General features: G+C 73.6%; 25 protein-coding genes, 1 pseudogene and 1 riboswitch. Of the genes and pseudogenes, 1 reads left to right on the top strand and 25 read right to left on the bottom strand.

Annotated elements, in window-relative coordinates:
• Window positions 1-5: 5 nt before the first annotated feature.
• The 25 genes and pseudogenes from IRY44_RS25935 to rpe all read right to left on the bottom strand — a co-directional run bounded on the left by IRY44_RS25935 (window position 6) and on the right by rpe (window position 23,098).
• Window positions 6-1,211, bottom strand: a complete 1,206-nt coding sequence (locus tag IRY44_RS25935) for an argininosuccinate synthase (RefSeq protein WP_194802841.1) — start codon at window positions 1,209-1,211, stop codon at window positions 6-8.
• Window positions 1,208-1,720, bottom strand: coding sequence for an arginine repressor (locus IRY44_RS25940; RefSeq protein ID WP_071095704.1), 513 nt, complete (start codon window positions 1,718-1,720; stop codon window positions 1,208-1,210). Before IRY44_RS25940 ends, IRY44_RS25935 begins: the two co-directional genes overlap by 4 nt.
• Window positions 1,717-2,643: an ornithine carbamoyltransferase gene (gene argF / locus IRY44_RS25945; RefSeq protein ID WP_194802842.1), complete on the bottom strand. Its 927-nt coding sequence runs from the start codon at window positions 2,641-2,643 to the stop codon at window positions 1,717-1,719. The genes IRY44_RS25940 and argF overlap by 4 nt, the downstream gene beginning before the upstream one ends.
• Window positions 2,640-3,902 (bottom strand): acetylornithine transaminase, encoded by a 1,263-nt coding sequence (locus tag IRY44_RS25950; protein WP_228532821.1) that lies wholly within the window; start codon window positions 3,900-3,902, stop codon window positions 2,640-2,642. Before IRY44_RS25950 ends, argF begins: the two co-directional genes overlap by 4 nt.
• Entirely contained in the window at window positions 3,899-4,786 is an 888-nt protein-coding gene (gene argB / locus IRY44_RS25955; protein ID WP_194802843.1) for an acetylglutamate kinase, read from the bottom strand. Before argB ends, IRY44_RS25950 begins: the two co-directional genes overlap by 4 nt.
• Window positions 4,783-5,955 carry a bifunctional glutamate N-acetyltransferase/amino-acid acetyltransferase ArgJ gene (gene argJ / locus IRY44_RS25960; protein WP_194802844.1) on the bottom strand — a complete coding sequence of 391 codons (1,173 nt, stop codon included), beginning with the start codon at window positions 5,953-5,955 and terminating at the stop codon, window positions 4,783-4,785. Before argJ ends, argB begins: the two co-directional genes overlap by 4 nt.
• A complete protein-coding gene (argC, locus tag IRY44_RS25965; RefSeq protein ID WP_194802845.1) occupies window positions 5,952-6,953 on the bottom strand; it encodes an N-acetyl-gamma-glutamyl-phosphate reductase in 1,002 nt (333 codons plus the stop codon). The genes argJ and argC overlap by 4 nt, the downstream gene beginning before the upstream one ends.
• Window positions 6,954-7,105: 152 nt before the next feature.
• On the bottom strand, window positions 7,106-9,664 hold the full coding sequence (locus IRY44_RS25970) for a phenylalanine--tRNA ligase subunit beta (RefSeq protein WP_194802846.1): 2,559 nt from the start codon (window positions 9,662-9,664) through the stop codon (window positions 7,106-7,108).
• Between the two features lie 26 nt (window positions 9,665-9,690).
• Entirely contained in the window at window positions 9,691-10,752 is a 1,062-nt protein-coding gene (gene pheS, locus IRY44_RS25975) for a phenylalanine--tRNA ligase subunit alpha (protein ID WP_013474913.1), read from the bottom strand.
• 167 nt (window positions 10,753-10,919) lie between these two features.
• Window positions 10,920-11,804, bottom strand: coding sequence for an RNA methyltransferase (locus IRY44_RS25980; RefSeq protein ID WP_194802847.1), 885 nt, complete (start codon window positions 11,802-11,804; stop codon window positions 10,920-10,922).
• A 34-nt stretch (window positions 11,805-11,838) separates the two neighbouring features.
• On the bottom strand, window positions 11,839-12,231 hold the full coding sequence (rplT, locus tag IRY44_RS25985) for a 50S ribosomal protein L20 (protein WP_043324928.1): 393 nt from the start codon (window positions 12,229-12,231) through the stop codon (window positions 11,839-11,841).
• Window positions 12,232-12,263: 32 nt separating this feature from the next.
• Window positions 12,264-12,458, bottom strand: a complete 195-nt coding sequence (gene rpmI, locus IRY44_RS25990) for a 50S ribosomal protein L35 (RefSeq protein ID WP_007075851.1) — start codon at window positions 12,456-12,458, stop codon at window positions 12,264-12,266.
• A 19-nt stretch (window positions 12,459-12,477) separates the two neighbouring features.
• Window positions 12,478-13,125 carry a translation initiation factor IF-3 gene (infC, locus tag IRY44_RS25995; protein ID WP_043324929.1) on the bottom strand — a complete coding sequence of 216 codons (648 nt, stop codon included), beginning with the start codon at window positions 13,123-13,125 and terminating at the stop codon, window positions 12,478-12,480.
• Window positions 13,126-13,450: 325 nt separating this feature from the next.
• A complete protein-coding gene (locus tag IRY44_RS26000) occupies window positions 13,451-13,924 on the bottom strand; it encodes a PH domain-containing protein (RefSeq protein ID WP_194802848.1) in 474 nt (157 codons plus the stop codon).
• Window positions 13,921-14,883: a DMT family transporter gene (locus tag IRY44_RS26005; protein WP_194802849.1), complete on the bottom strand. Its 963-nt coding sequence runs from the start codon at window positions 14,881-14,883 to the stop codon at window positions 13,921-13,923. Before IRY44_RS26005 ends, IRY44_RS26000 begins: the two co-directional genes overlap by 4 nt.
• Window positions 14,880-15,725: an ATP phosphoribosyltransferase gene (hisG, locus tag IRY44_RS26010; RefSeq protein WP_194802850.1), complete on the bottom strand. Its 846-nt coding sequence runs from the start codon at window positions 15,723-15,725 to the stop codon at window positions 14,880-14,882. Before hisG ends, IRY44_RS26005 begins: the two co-directional genes overlap by 4 nt.
• Window positions 15,726-15,768: 43 nt before the next feature.
• Complete coding sequence (locus IRY44_RS26015) at window positions 15,769-16,050, bottom strand: phosphoribosyl-ATP diphosphatase (protein ID WP_198039659.1); 282 nt, start codon at window positions 16,048-16,050, stop codon at window positions 15,769-15,771.
• A 46-nt stretch (window positions 16,051-16,096) separates the two neighbouring features.
• Complete coding sequence (locus IRY44_RS26020) at window positions 16,097-16,789, bottom strand: alpha/beta fold hydrolase (RefSeq protein ID WP_269696567.1); 693 nt, start codon at window positions 16,787-16,789, stop codon at window positions 16,097-16,099.
• A 123-nt stretch (window positions 16,790-16,912) separates the two neighbouring features.
• The gene (ribH, locus tag IRY44_RS26025; RefSeq protein ID WP_091424378.1) at window positions 16,913-17,410 is read right to left on the bottom strand and encodes a 6,7-dimethyl-8-ribityllumazine synthase; all 498 of its coding nucleotides are present in this window, start codon (window positions 17,408-17,410) and stop codon (window positions 16,913-16,915) included.
• 4 nt (window positions 17,411-17,414) lie between these two features.
• Window positions 17,415-18,680 (bottom strand): bifunctional 3,4-dihydroxy-2-butanone-4-phosphate synthase/GTP cyclohydrolase II, encoded by a 1,266-nt coding sequence (locus IRY44_RS26030; protein ID WP_194802851.1) that lies wholly within the window; start codon window positions 18,678-18,680, stop codon window positions 17,415-17,417.
• The gene (gene pnuC, locus IRY44_RS26035; protein ID WP_370585017.1) at window positions 18,677-19,333 is read right to left on the bottom strand and encodes a nicotinamide riboside transporter PnuC; all 657 of its coding nucleotides are present in this window, start codon (window positions 19,331-19,333) and stop codon (window positions 18,677-18,679) included. Before pnuC ends, IRY44_RS26030 begins: the two co-directional genes overlap by 4 nt.
• Window positions 19,218-19,983: pseudogene (locus IRY44_RS26040) on the bottom strand (riboflavin synthase). The gene pnuC and the pseudogene IRY44_RS26040 overlap by 116 nt, the downstream one beginning before the upstream one ends.
• Window position 19,984: 1 nt before the next feature.
• Window positions 19,985-21,046, bottom strand: coding sequence for a bifunctional diaminohydroxyphosphoribosylaminopyrimidine deaminase/5-amino-6-(5-phosphoribosylamino)uracil reductase RibD (gene ribD / locus IRY44_RS26045; RefSeq protein WP_194802854.1), 1,062 nt, complete (start codon window positions 21,044-21,046; stop codon window positions 19,985-19,987).
• 166 nt (window positions 21,047-21,212) lie between these two features.
• Window positions 21,213-21,385, bottom strand: a riboswitch (FMN riboswitch).
• Between the two features lie 74 nt (window positions 21,386-21,459).
• On the bottom strand, window positions 21,460-22,416 hold the full coding sequence (locus IRY44_RS26050; protein WP_194802855.1) for a response regulator: 957 nt from the start codon (window positions 22,414-22,416) through the stop codon (window positions 21,460-21,462).
• A gap of 1 nt (window position 22,417) precedes the next feature.
• Window positions 22,418-23,098 carry a ribulose-phosphate 3-epimerase gene (gene rpe, locus IRY44_RS26055; RefSeq protein ID WP_128137820.1) on the bottom strand — a complete coding sequence of 227 codons (681 nt, stop codon included), beginning with the start codon at window positions 23,096-23,098 and terminating at the stop codon, window positions 22,418-22,420.
• 261 nt (window positions 23,099-23,359) lie between these two features.
• Here rpe and IRY44_RS26060 point away from each other — a divergent pair, with 261 nt between their 5' ends.
• Complete coding sequence (locus IRY44_RS26060; protein ID WP_194802856.1) at window positions 23,360-24,247, top strand: septum formation family protein; 888 nt, start codon at window positions 23,360-23,362, stop codon at window positions 24,245-24,247.
• Window positions 24,248-24,308 lie beyond the last annotated feature (61 nt).

The following is a 24,308-nucleotide window of genomic DNA, read 5'->3' on the forward strand; positions in this document are numbered from 1 at the left end:
CCCCATCAGGCCCCTCCCATCCGGGCGTCCCGTTGTGCGGCCATCGTGCTGGGCAGTCCCCACAGTCGTACGAATCCCTTCGCCAGCGACTGGTCGAACGTGTCGCCGGTGTCGTAGGTGGCAAGGCCGAAGTCGTAGAGGCTCGCCTCGGAGCGCCGGCCGGTGACGACCGCCCGGCCGCCGTGCAGCCGCAGCCGTACCTCGCCGGTGACGTGCCGCTGGGCGTCGTCGATGAACGCGTCCAGCGCGCGCTTCAGCGGCGAGAACCAGAGACCGTCGTAGACCAGCTCACCCCAGCGCTGGTCGACGCCGCGCTTGAACCGGGCGAGATCCCGCTCGACTGTCACCGCCTCCAGCTCCTGGTGGGCGGTGATCAGGGCGAGCGCGCCGGGCGCCTCGTACACCTCTCGGCTCTTGATGCCGACCAGTCGGTCCTCGACCATGTCGAGCCGGCCCACGCCGTGCGCCCCGGCCCGCCGGTTCAGCTCCCGGATCGCCTGGTAAGGCGTGACCGTCTCGCCGTCGATGGCGACCGGTACGCCGCCGTCGAAGGTGATCACCAGGTCGTCCGGGTCGCGTTCCGACGCCGGGTCCTCGGTGTAGGCGTAGAGGTCCTCGACCGGGGCGTTCCAGATGTCCTCCAGGAACCCCGTCTCGACGGCCCGGCCCCACAGGTTCTGGTCGATCGAGTACGGCGACTTCGCCGACACGTCGATCGGCAGCCCCTTCTCCTGCGCGTACGCGATCGCCTTGTCCCGGGTCCAGGCGAAGTCCCGGGCGGGCGCGACGACCGTCAGGTCCGGCGCGAGGGCGGCCAGGCCGACCTCGAACCGGACCTGGTCGTTGCCCTTGCCGGTGCAGCCGTGCGACACGATCGTGCCGCCGTGGGCACGCGCCGCCGCGACCAGGTGCTTGACGATCAGCGGCCGGGACAGCGCGGACACCAGCGGGTAGCGGTCCATGTAGAGGGCGTTGGCCCGGATCGCCGGCAGGCAGTAGTCGGCGGCGAACTCGTCGCGCGCGTCCACCACCTCGGACTCGACCGCGCCGCAGTCGAGCGCGCGCTGCCGGATCACGGCCATGTCCTCGCCGCCCTGGCCGACGTCCACGGCTACCGCGATCACCTCAGCGCCGGTCCGCTCGGCCAGGTACGGGATCGCAACCGAGGTGTCCAGGCCCCCGGAGTACGCGAGCACGACCCGCTCGGTCACGAGGTGCCCCCTTCGACTGTGTCGTCGCGGCGGGCCCAGGCGGCGAGCCGCTCACCCAGCGCGGCGCCGCCGTCGGCCTCACGGGCCACGACGAGGATGGTGTCGTCGCCGGCGATGGTGCCGACGATCTCGGACAGGCCGGCCCGGTCCAGCGCGCTGGCGAGATACTGCGCTGCGCCCGGAGGGGTGCGCAGCACCGCGATGTTGCCGCTGGAGTCGACGCCGTTCAGCAGCTCACGCAGCAGCCGGATCAGCCGGGCCGGCGCGCCCTCGGCGTCGCGCAGCGGCCGGTGGCCGTCCTCCGGGATCAGGTAGACGCCCCGCCCGTCGCCGCCCCGCGCGGTCACCGCTCCCAGTTCCTTCAGGTCGCGCGACAGCGTGGCCTGGGTGACCTGGATGCCGTCCCCGGCGAGCAGGTCGGCCAGCTCGGTCTGCGAGTGGATGGGGGTGTCGCGGATCAGCTCGACGATGCGGGCGTGCCGCGCGGCGCGGGTCAGCGGAGCGGTCATGCGGATTCCTCCAGGAGAAACGTCAGCAGCGCCTTCTGGGCGTGCAGCCGATTCTCCGCCTGGTCGAACACCGCGCTGTGCGGGCCGTCGAGCGCCTCGTCGGTGATCTCCTCGCCCCGGTGGGCGGGCAGGCAGTGCAGCACGATCACGTCGGCGTCGGCGTGGCCGAGCAGCGCGGCGTTGACCTGGTACGGCCGGAACGGGGTGATCCGGTCCAGCCCGTCGTCCTCCTGCCCCATCGACGTCCAGGTGTCGGTGGCGACGACGTGCGCGCCGCGTACCGCCTCGATCGGGTCGGTGAACAGCTGCACCGACCCGCCGGTGGTGGCGGCGATCTTCTCGGCGCGGGCCACGATCTCCGGGTCCGGCTGGAACCCCTCCGGACCGGCGATCCGCACGTGCATCCCGGCTGTCGCCCCGGCCAGCAGGTACGAGTGGGCCATGTTGTTCGCCGCGTCGCCCACGTACGTCACGATCCGCCCGGCGGTGCCGCCGAAGCGCTCCCGCACGGTGAGCAGGTCGGCCAGCAGCTGGCAGGGGTGGTACGTGTCGGTGAGCGCGTTCACGACGGGCACCGTGGCGTGCTCGGCGACCTCGGCGATCCGGTCGTCGCCGTGGGTGCGCAGCACGATCGCGGCGACGTAGCGGGACAGCACCCGGCCGGCGTCGCCGAGCGTCTCGCCCCGGCCGAAGTGGGTGACCTGGGTGTCCACCACGAGCGGGTGCCCGCCCAGTTCGGCGATGCCCACGTCGAACGAGATCCGGGTACGCAGACTCTGCTTGTCGAACAGCACCGCCACCGACTTCGGCCCGGTCAGGGGCTGGTGCGCGTACCGGTCGGCCTTCATCCGGGCGGCGAGGTCGAGCACGGCGGCCTGCTCGGCGGGCGTGAGGTCGTCGTCGCGCAGGAAGTGGCGGATCATGCGGGAGCCTCCGTCGGGGTCGTGGCGTCGGGCGCGGTGGCCTCGGCGGTCGCGGCGATGCCGGCCGGCGTGGCGGCGTCTGTGGAAGTGGGCGGCGCGGCGGCGGACAGCGCGGCCGGCAGCGCGGCGACGAACGCGTCGGCCTGGGGGGCGGTGAGGATCAGCGGCGGGGCGAGCCGGACCACGTCCGGCTGCACCGGGTTGACCAGGAAACCCGCCTCGCGCAGCGCCACCGCGGCGGCGGCGGAGACCGGCTGGTCGAGCACGATGCCGAGCAGCAGCCCGGCGCCGCGCACCTCGCGGACCAGCGGATGCCCGAGCGCCTCGACGCCGCGCCGCAGCCGCTCGCCGACCCGCTTGACGTGGTCGAGCAGGCCCTCGTGCGCGATCGTGGAGACGACCGCGAGCGCGGCGGCGCAGCTGATCGGGTTGCCGCCGAACGTGGTGCCGTGCGAGCCGGGCGTGAGCAGGTCGGCGGCCCGGCCGAAGGCCAGGCAGGCGCCCAGCGGCAGCCCGCCGCCGAGACCCTTGGCGAGCGTGACGACGTCCGGCTCGACGCCGTCGGCCTGGTGGGCGAACCAGTGGCCGGTGCGGCCGATGCCGGTCTGCACTTCGTCGAGCACCAGCAGCGCGCCGTGCGCGGCGGTGATCCGCCGGGCCGCGGCCAGGTAGCCGGGCGGCGGGACGACCACGCCGTTCTCGCCCTGGATCGGCTCGATGATCAGCATGGCGGTGTCGTCGGTGACCGCCTCGGCCAGCGCGTCGGCGTCGCCGAACGGCACGTGTGTGACGTCGCCTGGTAGCGGGCGGAACGGGTCGGCCTTCGCCGGCTGCCCGGTCAGCGCCAGCGCGCCCATTGTCCGGCCGTGGAAGCCGCCGTGGGTGGCGACCACGTGCCGGCGGCCGGTGAGCCGGGACAGCTTGAACGCGGCCTCGTTGGCCTCCGCGCCCGAGTTGGCGAAGAACACCCGGCCCGGGCGGCCGGCCAGCGCGAGCAGCAGTTCGGCCAGCGCCACCGGCGGCTCGGCGACGAACAGGTTCGACACGTGCCCGAGCGTCGCGACCTGCTTGCTGACGGCGGCCACCACCGCCGGGTGGGCGTGGCCGAGCGCGTTGACGGCGATGCCGCCGAGCAGGTCGACGTACTCCCGGCCGGTGTCGTCGGTCACGACGGCGCCGGAGCCGGAGACGAGCGCCAGCGGCGGCGTGCCGTAGTTGTCCATCATGGTGGCGTTCCACCGCTGCACGAGCGTGCTCATGAGTCGATCACCATCGTTCCGAAGCCCTCCGACGTGAACACTTCCAGCAGCGTGGAGTGGGCGACCCGGCCGTCGACGACGTGCGCGGCCGGCACTCCCCCGCGCACCGCCCGCAGGCAGGCCTCCATCTTCGGGACCATGCCCGACTCCAGGGACGGCAGCAGCTTCGCCAGGTCGTCCGCGGTGATCTCGCTGACCAGGCTGGACGTGTCGGGCCAGTCGGCGTACAGGCCTGGCACGTCGGTCAGCACGACCAGCTTGCGGGCGTCCAGCGCGACCGCGAGCGCGGCGGCGGCGGTGTCCGCGTTGAGGTTGTGCAGCACCCCGTCGGCATCCGGCGCGACTGTCGAGATGACCGGGATCCGGCCGGCCTCGATCAGGTCGGTGACCGCCGAGGCGTTCACCGACTCCACGTCGCCGACCTGGCCCACGTCGACCGCTTCCCCGTCCACGTACGCGGGGCGGCGCACCGCCGTGAACAGTCCGGCGTCCTCACCGGAGAGGCCGACCGCGTACGGGCCGTGCGCGTTGATCAGCCCGACCAGTTCCCGGCCGACCTGACCGACCAGGACCATCCGGACCACGTCCATCGCCTCCGGGGTGGTGACCCGCAGGCCACCGCGGAACTCGCTGGCGATGCCCAGCCGGCCGAGCATGGCGGAGATCTGCGGGCCGCCGCCGTGCACCACTACCGGCTTCAGGCCGGCGTAGCGCAGGAACACCATGTCGGCGGCGAAGGCGCGCTGGAGTTCCGGTTCGACCATGGCGTTGCCGCCGTACTTGACCACGACGGTGGCGCCGGAGAAACGGGCCAGCCAGGGCAGCGCCTCGATCAGCGTGGCGGCCTTGGCCTGGGCCCTGGTGAGGTCAGCACTCAGATTCATGTGGAATAGGCCGAGTTCTCGTGGACGTACGCGTGGGACAGGTCGTTGGTCCAGATGGTGGCCGCGTCGGTGCCGGCGTGCAGGTCGATCCGGACCGTGACGCCGCGGCCGGTGAGGTCCACCTTGGCGCGGTCCTCGGCGGCGGCGCCGCCCCGGCACACCCAGATGCCGTTCACCGCGACGTCGACGCCGTCCGGTTCGAACACGGCGGCGGTGGTGCCGACCGCGGCGAGGATCCGGCCCCAGTTCGGGTCGTTGCCGAACAGCGCGGTCTTCACCAGGTTGTTGCGGGCCACCGTGCGGCCCACCTCGACCGCGTCGTCCTCGCTCGCCGCGCCGACCACCTCGATCGCGACCTCCTTGGTCGCGCCCTCGGCGTCGGCCAGGAGCTGCTGGGCCAGGTCGTGGCAGGCGGCGGTGACCGCGGCGGTCAGCTCCTCGGCGGTCGGCTCGATGCCGGAGGCGCCGCTTGCGAGCAGCAGCACCGTGTCGTTCGTGGACATGCAGCCGTCGGAGTCGATCCGGTCGAACGTGATCCGGGTGGCGGCGCGCAGCGCGGCGTCCAGGGCATCAGGCCCGGCCACCGCGTCGGTGGTGAGCACGCAGAGCATGGTGGCCATGGCCGGGGCGAGCATGCCCGCGCCCTTGGCCATGCCGCCGACGGTCCAGCCCGTACCCTGCGCCACAGTCGTCTTGGGCCGGGTGTCGGTGGTCATGATGGCCTCGGCGGCCGCCGGGCCGCCGTCGCGGGACAGGCCGCGCACCGCATCGCGTACGCCGGGAAGCAGTTTGTCCATCGGCAGCCGCTCGCCGATCAGGCCGGTCGAGCACACAGCGACCTCGCCCGCGCCGACGATCAGCCGGGCGTTCGCCGCGGTGATCGCGGCGGCGGTGTGCTCGGCGGTGGCGTGGGTGTCCTGGAAGCCGGCCGGGCCGGTGCAGGCGTTCGCGCCGCCGGAGTTGAGCACCACGGCGCGCACGACGCCGCCGTGCACGACCTGCTGGCTCCACAGCACCGGCGCGGCCTTGACCCGGTTGGCGGTGAAGACACCGGCCACACCGGCGTCCGGGCCGTCGTTGATCACGAGGGCGACGTCGGCGGCGCCGGAGGACTTCAGTCCGGCCGCGACACCTGCGGCGCGGAACCCACGGGGGACGGTGACGCTCACGGGGCCACTCCAAACACGGACAGACCGGTGGTCTCCGGGAGACCCACCATCAGGTTGGCGTTCTGCACGGCCTGGCCGGCCGCGCCCTTGCCCAGGTTGTCGATCGCGCTGACCACGATCACCCGGCCCGAGTCGACGTCGACAGTCGCCTGGAGGTGGCAGGAGTTCGACCCGGCGGTGGCCGCGGTGTGCGGCCACGATCCCTCGGGCAGCACGTGCACGAACGGCGCGTCGGCGTAGGCGGCGGCCAGCACCGCGCGCGGGTCGGCGTCGCCGGTGGGCACCGCGGTGACGGTGGCCAGGATCCCCCGGGGCATCGGCGCGAGCACCGGGGTGAAGGACAGGTCGGTCGCGCCGGTGGCCTGCTTGATCTCCGGCACGTGCTGGTGCGCGCCGACCTTGTAGGGGGTCAGGTCGCCCATCACCTCGCTGCCGAGCAGGTGGGCCTTTGCGGCGCGGCCCGCGCCGGAGGTGCCGGAGGCGGCGACCACCACCACGTCGTCGGGGCGTACCGCGCCGGCGGCGACCAGCGGCGCCAGCGCCAGCGTGGTCGCCACCGCGTAGCAGCCGGTGCTGGCGACCCGCGTCGCGGCGGCGATCTCGGCCCGCCCGCCGGGAAGCTCGGGCAGCCCGTAGGTCCAGGCGCCGGCGTGCTCGCCGCCGTAGTAGCGGGACCAGGCGCCGGCGTCGCGCAGCCGGTGGTCAGCGCCGAGGTCGACCACCTTGACCGAATCGGGCAGCGCCGCGGCGAGCGCCGCGGACTGCCCGTGCGGCAGGGCCAGGAAGACCAGGTCCGCGTCGGCCAGGGTCGCCGGTTCGGTCGCGGCGAACACGAGGTCCAGGCCGGCGAGGTGCGGGTGTACGGCGCTGACGGGCTGACCGGCCTGGCTGTGCGCGGTGGCGGTGATCAGCTCGAACTCGGGGTGACCGGCGAGCAGGCGCAGCAGTTCGCCCCCGGCGTATCCACTCGCCCCGGCAACAGCAACCCGAATGCCCATACCCACCTCCGCATGACTATGCAGAGAAGGTTACCCGCCGAGGCCACGCCACCGCAAGGTCATACAGCCGAGTGCATAGGAATGAGGCGGCCTCTCGCCTGCAGTGGAGTTGCGGCCCGGTTCCGGGCCGCAACTCCACGACGGGCAGGGCGTCAGGCGCCGCGCAGGGTGGCGCCGAAGCGCTCGGCGGCGACCGCGACGGCCGCGTCGCGCGCCGCCACCGCCTCCTCGCCCGCGAGGGTCCGGTCCGGGGCGCGGAACGTCAGCTTGTACGCCAGCGACTTGCGTCCCTCGCCGAGTTGCTCGGAGGTGTAGACGTCGAACAGGCGCACGTCCTCCAGCAGCGGGCCAGCGCCCTCGACCAGTGCCGCCCGCACCTCGGCGGCCGGCACCGACTCGTCCACCACCAACGCCACGTCGATCAGGGCCGGCGGGAACGTGGAGATGGTCGGGCCGGCCGCCAGCGGCGCGGCGGGCAGCGCGTCCAGGTCCAGTTCCATTGCGCTGGTACGCCGGGGCAGCTCCAGCGCGGCCAGCACGGCCGGGTGCAGCTCACCGGCGTGGCCGACGACCACGTCGTCCACCACCAGTTCGGCGCAGCGGCCCGGGTGCCAGGGCGCCCGCTCGCCGGCCCGTACCGTCACCCGGTCGGCGGGGATGCCGGCGGCGTCGAGCACCGCCCGGCCCGCCTCGACCGCGTCCGCCCAGCCGGCCGTGCGGCCCGCACCCCACCAGCCGGCCGGTTCGATCTCGCCGGTGAGCGCCACCGCGACGTGCCGCGGCTGGGCGGGCACCACCGCGTCGGCGGCGGCGAACTCCTCGTCGGTGGGCCGTCGGTCCACGCCCATCGCGGGCGGAGCACCGGCGCCGGGGCGCGGGTGGAAGACCGTGCCGATCTCGTAGATCGCCACGTCCCGCTGGCCCCGGCCGACGTTACGCTTGACGATGCCGAGCAGCGGGCCGAGCAGCGTGGTGCGCAGCAGCGGCTCCTCCTCCGACAGCGGGTTCGCCAGCCGTACCGCGGGGCGGCGTGGGTCGTCGGCGGGCAGGCCGAGCTGGTCGACCAGCTCCGGCGCGACGAACGGCTGCGCCAGCACCTCGACGTAGCCGCGTTCGGCGAGCGAGCGGGCGACGGCCCGGCGGCGCTGCTGCTGCCAGGTCAGGCCCCGGCCGGGCGGCGCGGTGGGCAGCACCGACGGCACACGGTCGTAGCCGTCGAGGCGTACCACCTCCTCCACCAGGTCGGCCGGGTCGGTCAGGTCGGGCCGCCAGCTCGGCGGCGTCACGGTCAGCACCTCACCGGCACCCGAGCCGGCACCGGCGGCCGTGCCCACCGTGCCCGGGTCCTCGGCGAGCCGGTCGGTGCCGCGGGTGACGGTGCAACCGACCTGCTCCAGCAGCTCCACCACCCGGTCCGGCGAGTACGTCACGCCGACGCGGCGCGACGGCAGGTCCACCGGCAGCGTCACGGGCGTACGCGGCGCGACGTGGTCGATGTCGAGCACCTCTTCGCCCGCGGTGCCGCCGGCGAGGTCGGTGAGCAGCCGGACCGCCTTCTCCAGCGCGACCAGCGGCAGCGCCGGGTCGACGCCCCGCTCCCACCGCTTCGCCGCCTCGCTGAACAGCTTGTGCCGCCGTGCGGTACGGCCGACGGTGGCCGGATCCCAGTGCGCCGCCTCGAACAGCACGTTCGTGGTGGAGGCGAGCACCTCGCTGGTCTCGCCGCCCATCACCGCCGCCAGCGAGATCGGACCCGAGTCGTCGCAGATGACCAGGTCCTCGGCGGACAGCGTGCGGTTGACCCCGTCCAGCGTGGTCAGCTTCTCCCCCGCCTCGGCACGGCGCACCACGAGCGTGCCGGCGATCCGGTCCGCGTCGAAGGCGTGCATCGGCTGGCCGAGTTCGAGCATCAGGTAGTTGGTGATGTCGACGGCGAGCGAGATGCTGCGCACCCCGGCCACCGTGAGCCGCTGCCGCATCCAGCCGGGCGTCTCGACTGTCGGGTCGACGCCGCGCACCATCCGCGCCGCGAACCGGTCGCAGCCGACAGTGTCGCGGACCTCCACCGGGTACGCGGGCTCGGCGGTCGCGCCGGGCGCGGGCGCGTCGGCCGGGTCGCGGAACGGCACGCCGAGCGCGTGCGACAGCTCTCGGGCGATGCCGCGCACGCTCAGCGCGTACCCGCGGTCCGGGGTGATCTCCATCTCGACCACGACGTCGTCCAGGCCGACGACGGGCCGGGCGTCGTCGCCGGGCTGGGCCTTGACGTCCTCGGGCAACACGACGATGCCCGCGTGGTCGTCGCCGAGCCCCAGCTCCTGCGCCGAGCAGATCATGCCGTGGGAGTTGCGCCCGTACGTCTTGCGCGCGCCGATCGCGAACCCGCCGGGCAGCACACCGCCGGGGAGGATCACCACGACCTTGTCGCCCACGGCGAAGTTGCGCGCCCCGCAGACGATCTCCTGCGGCTCACCGGTGCCGTTCGCGGCGCCGACGTCGACCCGGCAGAAGCGGATCGGCTTCTTGAAGCCGGTCAGCTCCTCGATCTCCAGGACCTCGCCGACGACGAGCGGGCCGGTGACCGACTCGCGCAGGTCCACCACGGACTCGACCTCGATGCCGAGGTCGACCAGCGCCTGCTCCAGGTCGCCGGTGGGCAGGTCGGCCGGCAGGTCCACGTACTCCCGCAGCCAACTGACAGAGACTCGCATGACTGTTAAACCACCGTTCCCGTAGCTCAGGCGCCGAACGCGCGGGTGAACCGCACGTCGCCCTCGGCCATGTCCCGCATGTCACTGACGCCGTGCCGGACCATCACGGTCCGGTCGATGCCCATGCCGAACGCGAATCCGGAGTAGACCTCCGGGTCGATGCCGCAGGCGCGCAACACCCGCGGGTTGACCATGCCGCAGCCGCCCCACTCGACCCACTGCGGACCGTCCCGGTGCTCCGGGAACCACACGTCGAACTCCGCCGACGGCTCGGTGAACGGGAAGTAGTGCGGCCGCCAGCGCGTCTTCGCACCCTCGCCGAACATGGCCCGGGCGAAGTGGTCGAGCGTGCCGCGCAGGTGCGCCATGGTGATGCCCTTGTCCACTACCAGGCCCTCGACCTGGTGGAACACCGGCGCGTGGGTGGCGTCCAGCTCGTCGGTGCGGTAGACCCGGCCGGGCACCACCACGTAGATCGGCGGCTTGCGGCTGAGCATGGTGCGCGCCTGCACCGGCGACGTGTGCGTGCGCAGAACGAGGCCCGAGCCTTCGGGTGCGATGTGGAACGTGTCCATCAGGCCGCGCGCCGGGTGGTCGGCCGGGATGTTCAGCGCGTCGAAGTTGGTCCACTCCAGCTCGACCTCGGGGCCCTCGGCCACCTCGTAGCCCATGCCGATGAACAGGTCGCTGATCTGCTCCATCAGCACGCTCAGCGGGTGGCGGGCGCCGCGCGGCCGGCGGTCGTACGGCAGGGTCACGTCGACCCGCTCCTCGACCAGCACCCGCGCGGCCCGTTCCCGGTCCAGGATCTCCTGCCGGGCGGCGTACGCGGACTCGATCGCCCGGCGGGCCTCGTTGACCCGCTTGCCGGCGTCGGCCTTCGCGGCCGGCGGCAGCGCGCCGATCTCCCGGCGCGCCAGCGACACCGGGGACCGGTCACCGAGGTGCGCGGGGCGCAGCGCGGTGAGCGCGTCCGGGTCGGCGGCCTCGGCGAACGCCTTCTCGGCGTCGGCCACTGCTCCGGCCAGGGCGTCCGGGTCGAGCAGGGCGACCTGCTTCGGGTCGTACGGATCGTTGCGGTAGCTCATGGTGAACGGGCACTCCCTCACGGCGGCGCCGACCCTCGCGGGTGGCTAGGCGAGTCTACGGACGCGCGGCTTCGCCGCAGCCCGCCGGTGGGGAGTCGTGCAGGGGGAAGGTCAGGCCCGCCGCCCGCCGACACCGGCGGGCTGGCTAAACGAACGCCGTGGCGCGTTCATGACGAGGCGGACTCCCCTGCTGTCTCTCGCGTGCCCCGGGGGACACGCAGTGCTCTGGCGGAAGAATACAGGCAGACTGCGGCGGCCGCAGCCAGGTTCAGGCTCTCCGCGCGCCCGTGCAGCGGCACCCGGACCCGGGCGTCGGCGGCGCCGGTCAGCTCCTCGGGCAGGCCGTGCGCCTCCGAGCCGAACAGCCACGCGGTGGGGGCGGCCAGCCGTCCCGAGTCGGCGAGGTCGTCGAGGTCGCTGTCGCCGTACCCGGTGGTGGCGAAGATCGTGAGGCCGCCGGCACGCAGCGCCTCGACGGCGGCGAGCGGGTCGGCGGCGCGCACCACGTCGACATGGAAGAGGCTGCCGGCGGAGGCCCGCACGCACTTGCCGTTGTAGGGGTCGACCGCCTCGCCCGCGAAGACCACAGCACCCGCGCCCGCCGCGTCGGCGGTGCGCAGCACGGTGCCGGCGTTGCCCGGGTCGCGGATGCCGGCGAGCACCGCTACCAGTCGCGGCGCGCGCGCCACTGCCTGTTCCAGGGGTACGTCGAGGTGCCGGCACACCGCCACCAGGCCCTGCGGCGCGACGGTCTCGGCCAGCGCGGCCAGCGCGTCGTCCGTCACCTCGGAGACGGGCACGTCGGCCCGGGCGGCCGCGGCCGCGAGGTCGGCGTACCTGTCGAGCGCCGCCGGGGTGCCGAACAGCTCGACCACGGTGCCGGTGCGGGCGAGCGCCTCCCGGACCGCCTGCGGTCCCTCGGCCAGGAACCGGCCGGCCTGGTCGCGGTCGCGCCGGCGCTGCAGCCGGCGGGCCGCCACGACCCTGGGGGTACGCGGGGTGAACGGTCCGGGAACGGCGTCGAGGCGCCTCCCCTGCGAACGTGACTGCATGGGAGACGCCTCGATCTGTGCCGTACGGGGTGGGTCAGGCGGCCTGAGCCGCGGCGCCACCGGTGCCCTCGGCCGCCACGGCGGCGCGAGCCAGCTCGACGATCGCCGCGAACGAGGCGGCGTCGTTGACGGCCATGTCGGCCAGGATCTTCCGGTCGACCTCGATGCCGGCCAGGCGCAGGCCCTGGATCAGGCGGTTGTAGGTCAGGCCGTTGGCCCGGGCGCCGGCGTTGATCCGCTGGATCCAGAGCTGCCGGAAGTCGCCCTTGCGGTCGCGACGGTCCCGGTAGGAGTACTGCATCGAGTGCAGCACCTGCTCCTTGGCCTTGCGGTACAGCCGGGAGCGCTGACCGCGGTAACCGCTCGCGGTCTCCAGCAGGGTACGACGCTTCTTCTGGGCGTTCACAGCCCGCTTGACGCGTGCCATCTCAACTCCTTCTTCGGTTCAGGTGGCTCGCGTCAGCGGCCGAGCAGCTTCTTGATGCGCTTGGTGTCGGCCTTGGCCAGCTCGACGGTGCCGGTCAGCCGACGGGTCTGGGTGCTGGGCTTCTTCTCCAGGTTGTGGCGAAGGCCGGCCTGCTGGGCAACGATCTTGCCCTTGCCGGTCACCTTGACCCGCTTGCCCATACCCGTGTGGCTCTTCATCTTCGGCATTGGAACGTCTTCTCCCCTGTTACTGGCCGCTGGTCTCAGCGGTCGTGCCGGTCTCGCCGGCTGCTGCGGTGTCGCCGGCCGCCGGGGTCTCGCCGGCCGGAGCGGCCGGTTCCTCCGCCGCCCGGTCGCGCGGTCCACCGCGGGACGCCGTGGCGGCGACCGCGGAGGCCTTGACGGCCCGGTGCGGAGCGAGAACCATGATCATGTTTCGGCCGTCCTGCTTCGGCGCGGCCTCGACGTATCCCAGGTCCGTGATCTCGGACTCGAGCCGGCGCAGGAGCCGGTAACCCAGCTCCGGGCGGCTCTGCTCGCGACCGCGGAACATGATCGTCACCTTGACCTTGTCGCCGGCCTTGAGGAACCGCACCACGTGACCCTTCTTGGTCTCGTAGTCGTGCGGGTCGATCTTCGGCCGGAGCTTCATCTCCTTGATGACGGTCTGCTGCTGGTTACGCCGCGCTTCGCGCGCCTTCAGTGCGCTCTCGTACTTGAACTTGCCGAAGTCCATGAGCTTGCACACCGGCGGGCGCGCCATCGGCGCAACCTCGACCAGGTCCAGGTCGACGTCCGCGGCCAGCTGCAGGGCGCGCTCAAGCGGGACGATGCCCACCTGCTCACCCTCAGGGCCGACCAGTCGGACCTCACGTGCCCGGATCTGCTCGTTCACGCGTGGTTCGACGCTGATGGGGCCTCCTCGAGTCGAGTCTCCTACGGTGCCGACTCCGTGGGCTCCCGGGTGGGAGCCGACCCGGAAAGCAGAAGGCCCCGGCGTATGCCAGGGCCCACTCGACCGGTCGGCACGATCACAGGATCGCGCATCCGGCGTCGGGACGTGCCCGAAACCGGGGACCGGACCCGGCCACCGTGGCGGCGACTCGGGTGGGAGCGGGCGCTCCGCTTCTCGACCGCCCGCGCGTCAGGGACGGGGGCAGTCTGGTCGACTCCGCAACACTACACCCTCGGCCCAGGCCCGCCCAAACCGGGCTCGCTGGTCAGCGGGGTGCCGACTGCCCGGCGGACAGCGCCGCCAGGTGCGCCTGGTGCAGGCGGCGCAGCGCGCGGACCGCCTCGACCGCGCTCTCCTTGTCGGCGGCCTGCAACGCGACCATCGGCAGCAGGTCGTCGTCGTGCAGCTCCAGGCTGGCCCACGGTGCGCCCCGGTCGAACCGGACACCGCGGACGACCTCCCACGGCAGCTCGTACGAGCTGAACACGTTGCGCACCCGGACGCCCTTGGCGTCGGCGATCACGCGGGGGCGGGTGAACAGCAGGAAGCCGAGCGCGCCGAAGACACCCAGGCCGATCATGGCGAACTGGTCGCCACGCTGGAACGTGCCGTAGCCGTTGCCGGTGGCGCCGGTCAGCGACGTCGCGACGAGGCTGAACACCACGATCAGCGTGACGGCCGACACCCAGCAGACGACCCGGACGCGGCGGGGTCGCACGGTCACCACGGAATCGCTCACCCGACCAGTCTGCCATCCGGTTCACGCGCGCCTTCGGCCGCCACACGGTCCGGGCCGCGCCGGCGCAGCCCGGTGACCACCACGGCGAGCAGCGTGAGCAGGGCGCCGGCCAGCACCGGCAGCCGGACACCGGGGCCGCCGGGCAGGACCAGGTCGAGCAGCAGCGCGCCGCCGAGCTGCCCGGCCACCAGCGCCAGGCCGGTCCGCAGCACGCCGGCGGCGCGTACCCCGACCAGCAGCGAGAGCACGATGCCGACGCCGAGGACGCCGCCGAGGTAGAGCCACCACTGGCCGGGCCAGCGGGGCTGACTCGCGAGCGCGCCGGTCAGCGCCGCGACCGCACCGATCACCACGGTGCTGACCGCGAAGTTCACGGCGAGCCCGGCCGCCGGGCCGACCGAGGCGGCGACCCGCCCGTTGAGCGCGGACTGCCCGGCCACCGCCAGCCCGCCCAGGACGCAGAGCAGCACCAGCCCGACCGCCAGGTCACCGACCGGGCGGCCGAGCTGCGCGAGCGCGACAGCGCCGACGCCGAGCACCGCGCCGCCGACCCGGGGCACTGTGAGCGGCATCCGCCCGGTCGCGGCCAGCCCGGCCCGGTCCACCGCGAGGCCGCCGAGGCTGCCACCGGCCACCTGGGCGATCGTGAACACCGCCACCCCGAGCACCGGCACCACCACCGGGGCGACCAGCACGATCACCGCGCCGCCGACCCCGCCCAGGTACGCCCACCACGGCAGCCCGGAGCGGCGCAGCCCGGCCAGCCCGGCGCGCATCGACGGCAGGGTCACGATCCCGGCCAGCACCAGCAGGCAGCCGCCGAGGTTGTTGACGACCGCGCCGAGGACCGGGGCACCGGTCCGCTCCCCCATCTCGGCGTTGACCGCGCCCTGCGCGGCCGAAGCCACGCCACCCAGGACGACCACCGCGAGCGCGGCCGGGAGCGGCAGCGGCCTCACAGCCGGCAGGCGTGGATGTTGGTGACGAGGATCGCGCGGGCGCCCAGCTCGTACAGCTCGTCCATGATCCGGTGCACGTCGTCGCGGAGCACCATCGCCTGCACCGCGACCCAGCCCTCCCGGTGCAGCGGCGAGACCGTGGGCGACTCGATGCCGGGGGTCAGCGAGCTGGCCCGGTCCAGCAGGCCGGCCGGCACGTCGTAGGCGAGCATCACGTACCGGCGGGCGACCAGGACGCCGTGCAGCCGACGCTGCAACTGCTCCTGCTGAGGGCCACCGGGCGCACCCGCGCGGCGGACCAGCACCGCCGAGGAGCGCAGCAGCGGCTCGCCGAACACCACCAGGCCGGCCTGACGCAGCGTCGCGCCGGTCTCCACCACGTCGGCGACCACGTCGGCCACGCCGAGGCGGATGGCGTTCTCCACCGCGCCGTCCAGGCGGATCACGTCGGCCTTGACGCCCAGCTCGGCCAGGTGCCGCTCGACCAGACCCGGGTACGCGGTGGCGATGCGGTGCCCGCCGAGCTGCTGGACCGACGCCACGTCGTCGGGCCGGGCGGCGAACCGGAAGGTGGCCCGCCCGAAGTCGAGGTCGACGATCTCCTCGGCCGGCGCGCCGGAGTCGATCAGCAGGTCACGGCCGGTGATGCCGACGTCCAGGTCGCCGGAGCCGACGTAGGTGGCGATGTCCTTGGGACGCAGGTAGAAGAACTCGATGTCGTTGGCCTCGTCCCGGCAGACCAGGTCCTTCGGGTCGGTGCGCTGGCGGTAGCCCGCCTCGCGCAGCATCCCGGCGGCCGACTCGGCCAGGGCGCCCTTGTTGGGTACTGCGACACGCAGCATGGGAGTGCTCCTTCGTTCGATCGGATGATCAGCGGACGGGCACTCAGAGATGTCGGTAGACGTCCTTCAGCTCCAGGCCGGTGGCGAGCATCAGCACCTGCGCCTGGTAGAGCAGCTGGGAGATCTCCTCGGCGGCCCGCTCCGGGCCCTCGTGCTCGGCGGCCATCCACGACTCGGCCGCCTCCTCGACGACCTTCTTGCCGATGAAGTGCACGCCCTTGGCGAGCGCCTCGACAGTGCCCGAGCCCGGGGTGCCGGCGGCGGCCTTGGCCTGCAGCTCGGCGAACAACTCCTCGAACGTCTTCACGGAAGGCGATTCTTCCAGCCGCCCCGGGTGAGCACGCCCACCGGGTCCACCCGCGTCGTCCGGCTCACCCGGGCAGCGCGGCGAGGAAGTCCCGCACCACGGTGGCGAGCTCGGCGGGGCGCGCGGCCGGCACCGCGTGACCGGCCTCGACTGTCACCAGGCGGGCGGCGGGGATCCGGGCCGCCATCCGCGCCAGCTCGTGCTGCGGCAGGTGGCTGGCGGGACCACCGGCCACCACCAGGGTGGGCGCAGTGATCTCGGTCAACTCCTCCCACCACGTGGGAGGCGGGGCGTTGAGTTCCGCGACGACCGCTTCGCGGGCGGCCCAGTCATAGGGCAGCGGGCCGGCCGGCCGAGGTGGCAGCCGCAGGCCGAGCGGCACCGGTGGCGGCGGTTCGACGAGCACCAGCGCCGCCACCCGGTCCGGAGACGCCCGGGCGAGCAGGTGGGCGGCCACCGCGCCGGAGGAGTGGCCCAGCACCGTGACCCGGGTCAGCGCCAGCGCGTCGAGCAGTCCTCGTACGTCGTCGCGGACCAGTTCCAGCGAGTACGCGTCGGCAGGCCCGGTGGCCCCGTAGCCGCGCAGGTCGGGGGCGTACGTGCGGGTGGTGGCGCGGAGCGCGGCCGCGAGGGCGGCCCAGCTCTCCCCCGATCCCGTGCCGCCGTGCAGTGCCACGAGCGGGCGGCCGTCGGCGGGGCCCCAGATCCGGTACGCCATCCGCAGCCCCGGCAGGTCCGCGTACCCGATCTCCGTCACCGCGCTGCCTCCCCGTCCTCCCCGCCACGCGCCGATCATGAAGTTGGCGGCAATCGCTGTCCTTTTTGTCTCCGTCAACTTCATGATCGCCGGGCTGGGCGCGCGCTCCGGGACGCCGGTGGGTCAGGCGAAGCCGACCCGGTGGGCGGACTGGGCGTCCAGCGCGCGGACGGCAAGCGCGGCGTCCAGCGCGGCGACCGTCGCCGACCAGCCCTTGTCCTCGGCCGAGCCGGGCAGCCCGGCCCGATCCCGGGCCTGCTCGATGGTGTCGACCGTGAGCACACCGTGCGCCACCGGCTTGCCCTCGTCCAGCGCCACCCGGGTCAGCCCTTCGGTGACCGACTGGCAGACGTAGTCGAAGTGCGCCGTTGCGCCGCGTACCACCACGCCGAGCGCGACCACCACGTCGAAGCGGCGGGCCATCGCCTGGGCCACCACCGGCAGCTCCACCGAACCGGCCACCCGGGCCACCACGGCCCGCGCCCCGCAGGCCTGCGCGGCGGCCACGGCCCGCTCGGTCATGTGGTCGGTCAGGTCGCCGTGCCACCGGGCGGCCACCACGCCGACGGTCATCCCGGCGGCGTCCACCGCGGTCACGCCCGGCTCACCGAAACCCGCCATCGCCCTACGCTCCGATCTCGTCACCGGCGACCGGGCGGCCCATCGGCGCCTCGGTCACCTCGTCCAGTCCGTCCAGCAGGTGCCCCATCCGGTCCCGCTTGGTGCGCAGGTAGCGCACGTTCTCCGGGTTGGACCGCACGGGCAGCCCCTCCCGGCCGGTCACGGTGAGGCCGTACCCCTCCAGCCCGGCCCGCTTGGCCGGGTTGTTCGTCAGCAGCCGCATCGACCGGACGCCCAGGTCGTAGAGGATCTGCGCGCCGGTGCCGTAGTCGCGGGCGTCGGCCGGCAGCCCGAGGTCGAGGTTCGCGTCCACGGTGTCGCGGCCCTGGTCCTGGAGCTGGTACGCCTGCAGCTTGTGCAGCAGGCCGATGCCCCGGCCCTCGTGCCCGCGCACGTAGAGGACCACGCCTCGGCCCTCCTGGGCGACCCGGGCCAGCGACGCCTGCAACTGCGGCCCGCAGTCGCAGCGCAGCGAGCCGAACACGTCGCCGGTGAGGCACTCGGAGTGCACCCGCACCAGCACGTCCCGCCCGTCGCCCAGGTCGCCCATGACCAGCGCGACGTGCTCGGCCGGGTCGTGCTCGGCGCGGTAGCCGAGCGCCTTGAACACGCCGTACGGGGTGGGCATCCGGGCCTCGGCGGCCAGCTCGACCTGCTTCTCGGTACGCCGCCGATGTGCGATCAGGTCCGCGATGGTGACGAGCGTCAGCCCGTGCTCGGCGCAGAACTTCTCCAGGTCCGGCAGGCGCATCATGGTGCCGTCGTCGTTCACCAGCTCGCAGAGCACCCCGGCCGGGCGCAGCCCGGCCATCCGGGTCAGGTCCACCGCCGCCTCGGTGTGCCCGGGGCGGCGCAGCACCCCGCCGGCGCGGGCGCGCAGCGGCACCACGTGGCCGGGCCGGGCCAGGTCGGTCGGGCCGGTGGCGGCGTCGGCGAGCAGCCGGATGGTGTGCGACCGGTCGGCGGCCGAGATGCCGGTGCTGACGCCCTCGCGGGCGTCCACCGTCACCGTGTACGCGGTGCCGCGCCGGTCCTGGTTCGTGTGGTGCATCGGCGGCAGGTCGAGCCGGTCGCACTCGTCCTCGGTCAGCGGCACGCAGATGTAGCCGGAGGTGTAGCGGACCATGAACGCGACCAGCTCCGGGGTGGCCAGCTCGGCCGCGAAGATCAGATCGCCCTCGTTCTCGCGGTCCTCGTCGTCGACCACCACCACCGGACGCCCGGCGGCGATGTCCGCGACCGCCTGCTCGATCGAACCGAACGTGCTCATGCCACGGCCTCCGAGTACGTCGCCGGGATCGGGGCGGGCGCGGTCGCGACGGCCCGGGAGGTGCGCCACCAGCTGTACAGGCCGGCCGCGCAGAACGCGCCGTAGACCAGGTACATGGCGGCCGACGGGTAGAAGCCGCCGCGCAGCAGCAGCGGTACGCCGACCGCGTCGACGGCGATCCAGATCAGCCAGAACTCGACCCAGCCGCGGGCCATGCCGTACGTGGCGAGCAGGCTGCCGACCAGGATCCAGGCATCGGGCAGCGGCCCCCACGAACCGAGCGCGGCGAGCACCGGGTACGCGGCGGCGGTGCCGGCGACGGCCGCGACGAGCAGGCCGAGCCGCTCCGGCCAGGTGGCCCAGCGCGGCACCACGGCCGGCTCGTCCCCGCCACCGGCGCGCCGGTTGCGCGACCAGCGCCACCAGCCGTACACGCTGACGGCGAAGAAGAAGACCTGCCGGCCGGCCTGGCCGTAGAGGTCGTGCGCCTGCGGGGTGACGAAGACGCCGCCGAGGAACACGGTGAGCAGCAGCGCGTTACCGATCATGCCGACCGGCCAGGCCCAGACCACGCGGCGCAGCCCGAGCAGCGCCGAGCCGAGCCCGAAGACGTTGCCGACGATCTCCCGGACCAGCACCGGCGAGCCGGCCACGTGCACCTGGGCGTCGAGCAGCCAGCCGAGCGGGCCCATCACCGGGCACCCCCCACGCTCCGGTCGCCGAGCAGCCGCTCGACGTACTTGGCCAGCACGTCGACCTCCAGGTTGACCGGGTCGCCGACCTGCTTCGTGCCGAGCACCGTGAGCTTCAGCGTGGTGGGGATCAGACCGACCGAGAACCAGTCGTCGCCCGCCTCGGCGACGGTCAGGGACACGCCGTCGACGGTGATCGAGCCCTTCTCCACCACGTACCGGGCCAGCCCGTCGGGCAGCCGGAACCGGACCGTCTCCCACTGCGCTGCGGGCTCCCGGGCGACGATCTCGCCGACGCCGTCGACGTGGCCCTGCACCAGGTGGCCGCCGAGGCGGCTGTTCAGCACGGCGGCCCGTTCCAGGTTGACCGGGTCGCCGGGGCGCAGCGCGCCGAGCGCGGTACGGCGCAGCGTCTCGCCCATCACGTCGGCGGTGAACACGCCGCCGTCGACGTCGACAACGGTGAGGCAGACGCCGTTGACGGCGATGGAGTCGCCGTGCCGGGCGTCCGAGGTGACGAGCGGGCCACGGATGGCGACCAGCGCGGAGTCGTCGCCGGTCTCGGTGCTCCGGACGATCTCGCCCAGTTCCTCGACGATGCCGGTGAACATGTCAGCCCTCCCTCTTCCGGGGCAGCGCGGTGATCCGCAGGTCGGGACCGACCCGCGTAACGTCGGTGATCTCCAGATCGATGGCGTCGGCGATGGTGCTCACGCCGGCGTCGAGCAGCGCGGTCGGACCGGCGCCGAGCAGCTTCGGCGCCACGTACCCGACGATCCTGTCGATCAGGCCCGCGGCGAGGAACGCGCCGGCCAGCGTCGGCCCGCCCTCCAGCAGCGCGGCCCGCACGCCGCGGTGGTGCAGCTCCGCCAGCAGCGCCGCCAGGTCGACCCGGCCGTCCGGGCCGGCGCCGACCTCCGCGGCGGTGGCCACCCAGGTGCGGGCGGCGCCGTCGCGGACCCGGGCGTCGGCCGGGGTACGCCCCGAGCTGTCCACCACCACCCGCAGCGGCTGCCGGATGGCGAGCGTGCCGTCGCGCAGGTTGCGGGCGGTCAGCCGGGGGTCGTCGGTGAGCACGGTGCCCACGCCGGCGAGCACCGCGTCGACGGTGCCGCGCAGCGCGTGCACGTCGACCCGGGCCGCCTCCGAGGTGATCCACATGCTGGTGCCGTCGGCGGCGGCGGAACGCCCGTCGAGCGTGGCCGCGTACTTCCAGATCACGTACGGCCAGCCGCGGCGCATCGAGGTGAGCCAGGCCACGTTGCCGGCCTCGGCCTCCTGGGCGCGTACCCCGAGAGCGACCTGGACCCCGGCGGCGCGCAGCGTGGCGGCGCCGCCGGAGGCGACCGGGTTGGGGTCGGGCACGGCGATCACCACGCGGGACACCCCGGCGGCGATGAGCGCGTGGCTGCAGGGGCCGGTGCGGCCGGTGTGGTCGCAGGGTTCCAGGGTGACCACAGCGGTGCCGCCGCGGGCGCGCGCGCCGGCCTGGGCCAGCGCGACGATCTCCGCGTGCGGGCCACCGGCGTACGCGTGGAAGCCCTCGCCGACGACCTCGCCCTCGGTGTCGAGCAGCACGCAGCCGACCACCGGGTTGGGGCTGGTGGTGCCGAGGCCGCGCGCGGCCAGTTCGATGGCACGACGCATCGCCTCGTCGACGGAGACGCTCGCCATGGCCGCCTGTCCTCCCGCTCGCCGGTCGCGCGCGGGCGGTTCGGGAACAGCGGCAGGAAAGCCGCGGACACGCGGCGGCGGGAACCCGGGGACGGCGACGCCGACCCCGGGGAGCCCACGCGGCGGCTGAGGGTGCTCAGCGGCCGGCAGGGGCCTCCCCCGTTCCGCGCGCTGTCTCCCATCCGGACTTTCTGGGGGCGGACGAGCCGCACCCCAACCGTCGGCCCCGGATTCTCACCAGGTCCACCGTCCGGCCGAAGCCGTCCGGGTCGCGGGCTTACCACGGTCGGACCGTGGATCACCGCCGGTTCGGAATTTCACCGAGCCCCGCCAGCGCGTGGTGGGTATACGGGAAGTCTTACACGTTCCGCCCGGGCGTGCGCCACAGAGGCGAGCTACCTCACAGGACCGCCTCAGGTGACGCCGCGCCGGCGGTCCACCGCCACGTACGAGCCTGGCTGGCTCTTGGCCACCGTCTTCATCTCCGAGGCCACCGCGATCGCCTCCAGCGGGTCGGTGAACCGCTTGCCGGAATCGGACAGCGACACGCCGATGGAGAGCGTCACCAGCGCGGCGCGGCGGATGTTGCCGCGCCGGTCCTTCAGCTCGACGAAGCCGCGTTCCCGGTCGGTGGCGTCGTACAGCGCGTCCGCGGCCTTCTCGAAGTCGACGACGGCCCGGCTGGTCAGCGGCCGGACCTGGCTGGGGGCGCAGACGATGACGAAGTCGTCGCCGCCGACGTGGCCGAGGAACGCCGGCGGCATCCCGATCGACACCACCGCGCGGTGCAGGCTGCGGGCCAGCGCCGAGATGAACTCGTCGCCGCGCACGAAGCCGTACCGGTCGTTGACGCTCTTGAACCGGTCGATGTCGATGTAGCCGACGGCGTAGTCGACGCCGTTGCGGACCCGGTCGCTGATCTCCCGCCGGATCCGGCTGTTGCCGGGCAGTCCGGTCAGCGGCGAGACCTCCCGGAACTCCTTGTTGCGGCGCAGCGTGGAGTTGACCCGGGCCACCAGTTCCAGCGTGTCGAACGGCTTGACCAGGTAGTCGTCCGCGCCGACGCTGAGCCCGTTGACCTTGTCCTGGGTCATCCCCTTGGCGGTCAGCATGATCACCGGCAGGGCCGAGGTCATCGGGTCGGCGCGCAGCCGCCGGGTCAGTTCCAGCCCGTCGATGCGCGGCATCATCAGGTCGACCACTGCGAGGTCGGGCCGCTGCCGCTCGATGACCTCCAGCGCCTCCTGGCCGTCGGCGGCGTGCAGCACCTCGAAGCCGTGCAGGCGCAGGTTGAACTCGACGAAGCGGGCGATGTCCTCGTCGTCGTCGACGACGAGGATCACGTCGGGTCGCTCGCCGGCCGGGTCCATCTCAGGCCCCGGTCATCGCGCGTTCCGCCAGGCCCCGCAGGCGGCGCACCGCCTCCGCGGGATCGTCGGCGCCGTAGACGGCGGTGCCCGCGACGAACGCGTCGGCGCCGGCCGCGGCGGCCTGCTCGATGGTGTCCGCGGCGATGCCGCCGTCGACCTCGATGCGCAGCTCCAGGTGCCCGCTGTCGACGTGCCGGCGGGCCGCGCGCACCTTGTCCAGCAGTTGCGGCAGGAAACGCTGGCCGCCGAAGCCGGCCTTGATCGTCATGATCAGCAGCGTGTCGAAGCTCGGCAGCAGCTCCAGGTACGGCTCGATCGGGGTGTCCCGGTCGATCGCCAGCCCGGCCTTCGCCCCGGCCGAGCGCAGGTCCTTCGCCAGCGCCACCGGGTCGTCGCACGCCTCGGCGTGGAACGTGACGTTGTACGCCCCGGCGTCGGCGTACCCGGGCGCCCAGCGGCGCGGATCCTCGATCATCAGGTGCACGTCGAACGGGATCCCGGTGACGGCGCGCAGGCTCTGCACCACCGGCAGCCCGATGGTCAGGTTGGGTACGAAGTGGTTGTCCATGACGTCGACGTGCAGCCAGTCGGCGGCGGGCTCCACGGCACGGACCTCGTCGGCGAGGCGGGCGAAATCGGCGGCCAGGATGCTGGGCGCGACGATCGGCGGCGGTACGGTCACGGGGCCAGTGTACGAACGCGGTGATCCGGAGGTAGCGGCACGGCTCCCGGAGCGACCAGCGGTGATCCTTCCGTCACCCGCGGTGCACCGTCCGGCCGTCCGGGGAGAAAGTCGGCACGAATAGTCGCCGGTGACTGGCCGATCGATTGAAAGATGACGAAACTCCTACAGGGACGGTCACGTATGCTGCACGCCCGGGCGCGGGGGACGCCGGTCGGGCCTATGACGACCGGCTGTCATCTCTCCCGGAAGGGGCGGACGATGCGACGGTGGCTCCACGTGCTCGCGCTGGCCGGCGCGGCGACTGCGGTGCTCGCGGGTTGCGCTCAGGTGCATCGGGCCGACGGCGACCTGATCGACGACTGGGCGGCGCTGCCGGTGCCGCAGCTGTTCGTCCCGGCGACCGAGGCCTGCCTGCCCCGGCTGAGCACCGTGGTGGCCGCCGCCACCTACGAGACGGTCAACTGCGCGGGCAGCCACCTGGCCGAGACCGTGCACGTCGGCCGGTTCAGCGGACCGGCGGCGCAGGGCGTGCGCCCGGAACCCGGCTCGCCGGCGCTGCGGACCGCGCGCGCAGAGTGCGACCAGCGGGCCCGGGAGATGATCGGCGGGGACTGGCGGGCCGCCCGGCTGACGCTGAACATCGCGCTGCCCACCGTCACCGCCTGGACGTCCGGCGCCCGCTGGTTCCGCTGCGACCTGGCCGAGACCGACAGCATCGACAACACCCGCCCGGTCAACCGGGTCGGCAGCCTGCGCGGCGCGCTCGTCGGCGACAACCCGCTGGTGCACAGGTGCTTCGACCCGAAGCTGATCGGCCAGAACCTCAACTACATGGCCCCGGTGCTGTGCACCGAACCGCACCGGGCGGAGTTCGTCGGCGTGTACGAGGAACGCGACATGAGCTGGGCGGAGTTCACCAAGGGCGCGCCCGCCACGCACCGGCGCTGCATGACGCTCATCGCCGCGTTCGCCGAGGTGCCGGACAACGCCGAACTGCCGTACCGGGCCGGGTCCATCTTCTACCCGCCGTCGCAGCGGGAGTGGGAGGAGGGCGACCGGGGCGTGCGCTGTTTCCTGTGGAGTGACGACCGCAAGCTGAACCGATCGGTGCGCGGCGCCGGCCCCGAGGGACTCCCGGTCACCTGATCGGCTGCCGTATGCTCCACCGCCGAGGCGTACCGGGTGACCGGACGGCGCCGGATGCGCG

It is taken from the genome of Micromonospora sp. ANENR4 (genome assembly GCF_015354395.1).
GTDB classification, from domain to species: Bacteria; Actinomycetota; Actinomycetes; order Mycobacteriales; family Micromonosporaceae; genus Micromonospora; species Micromonospora aurantiaca.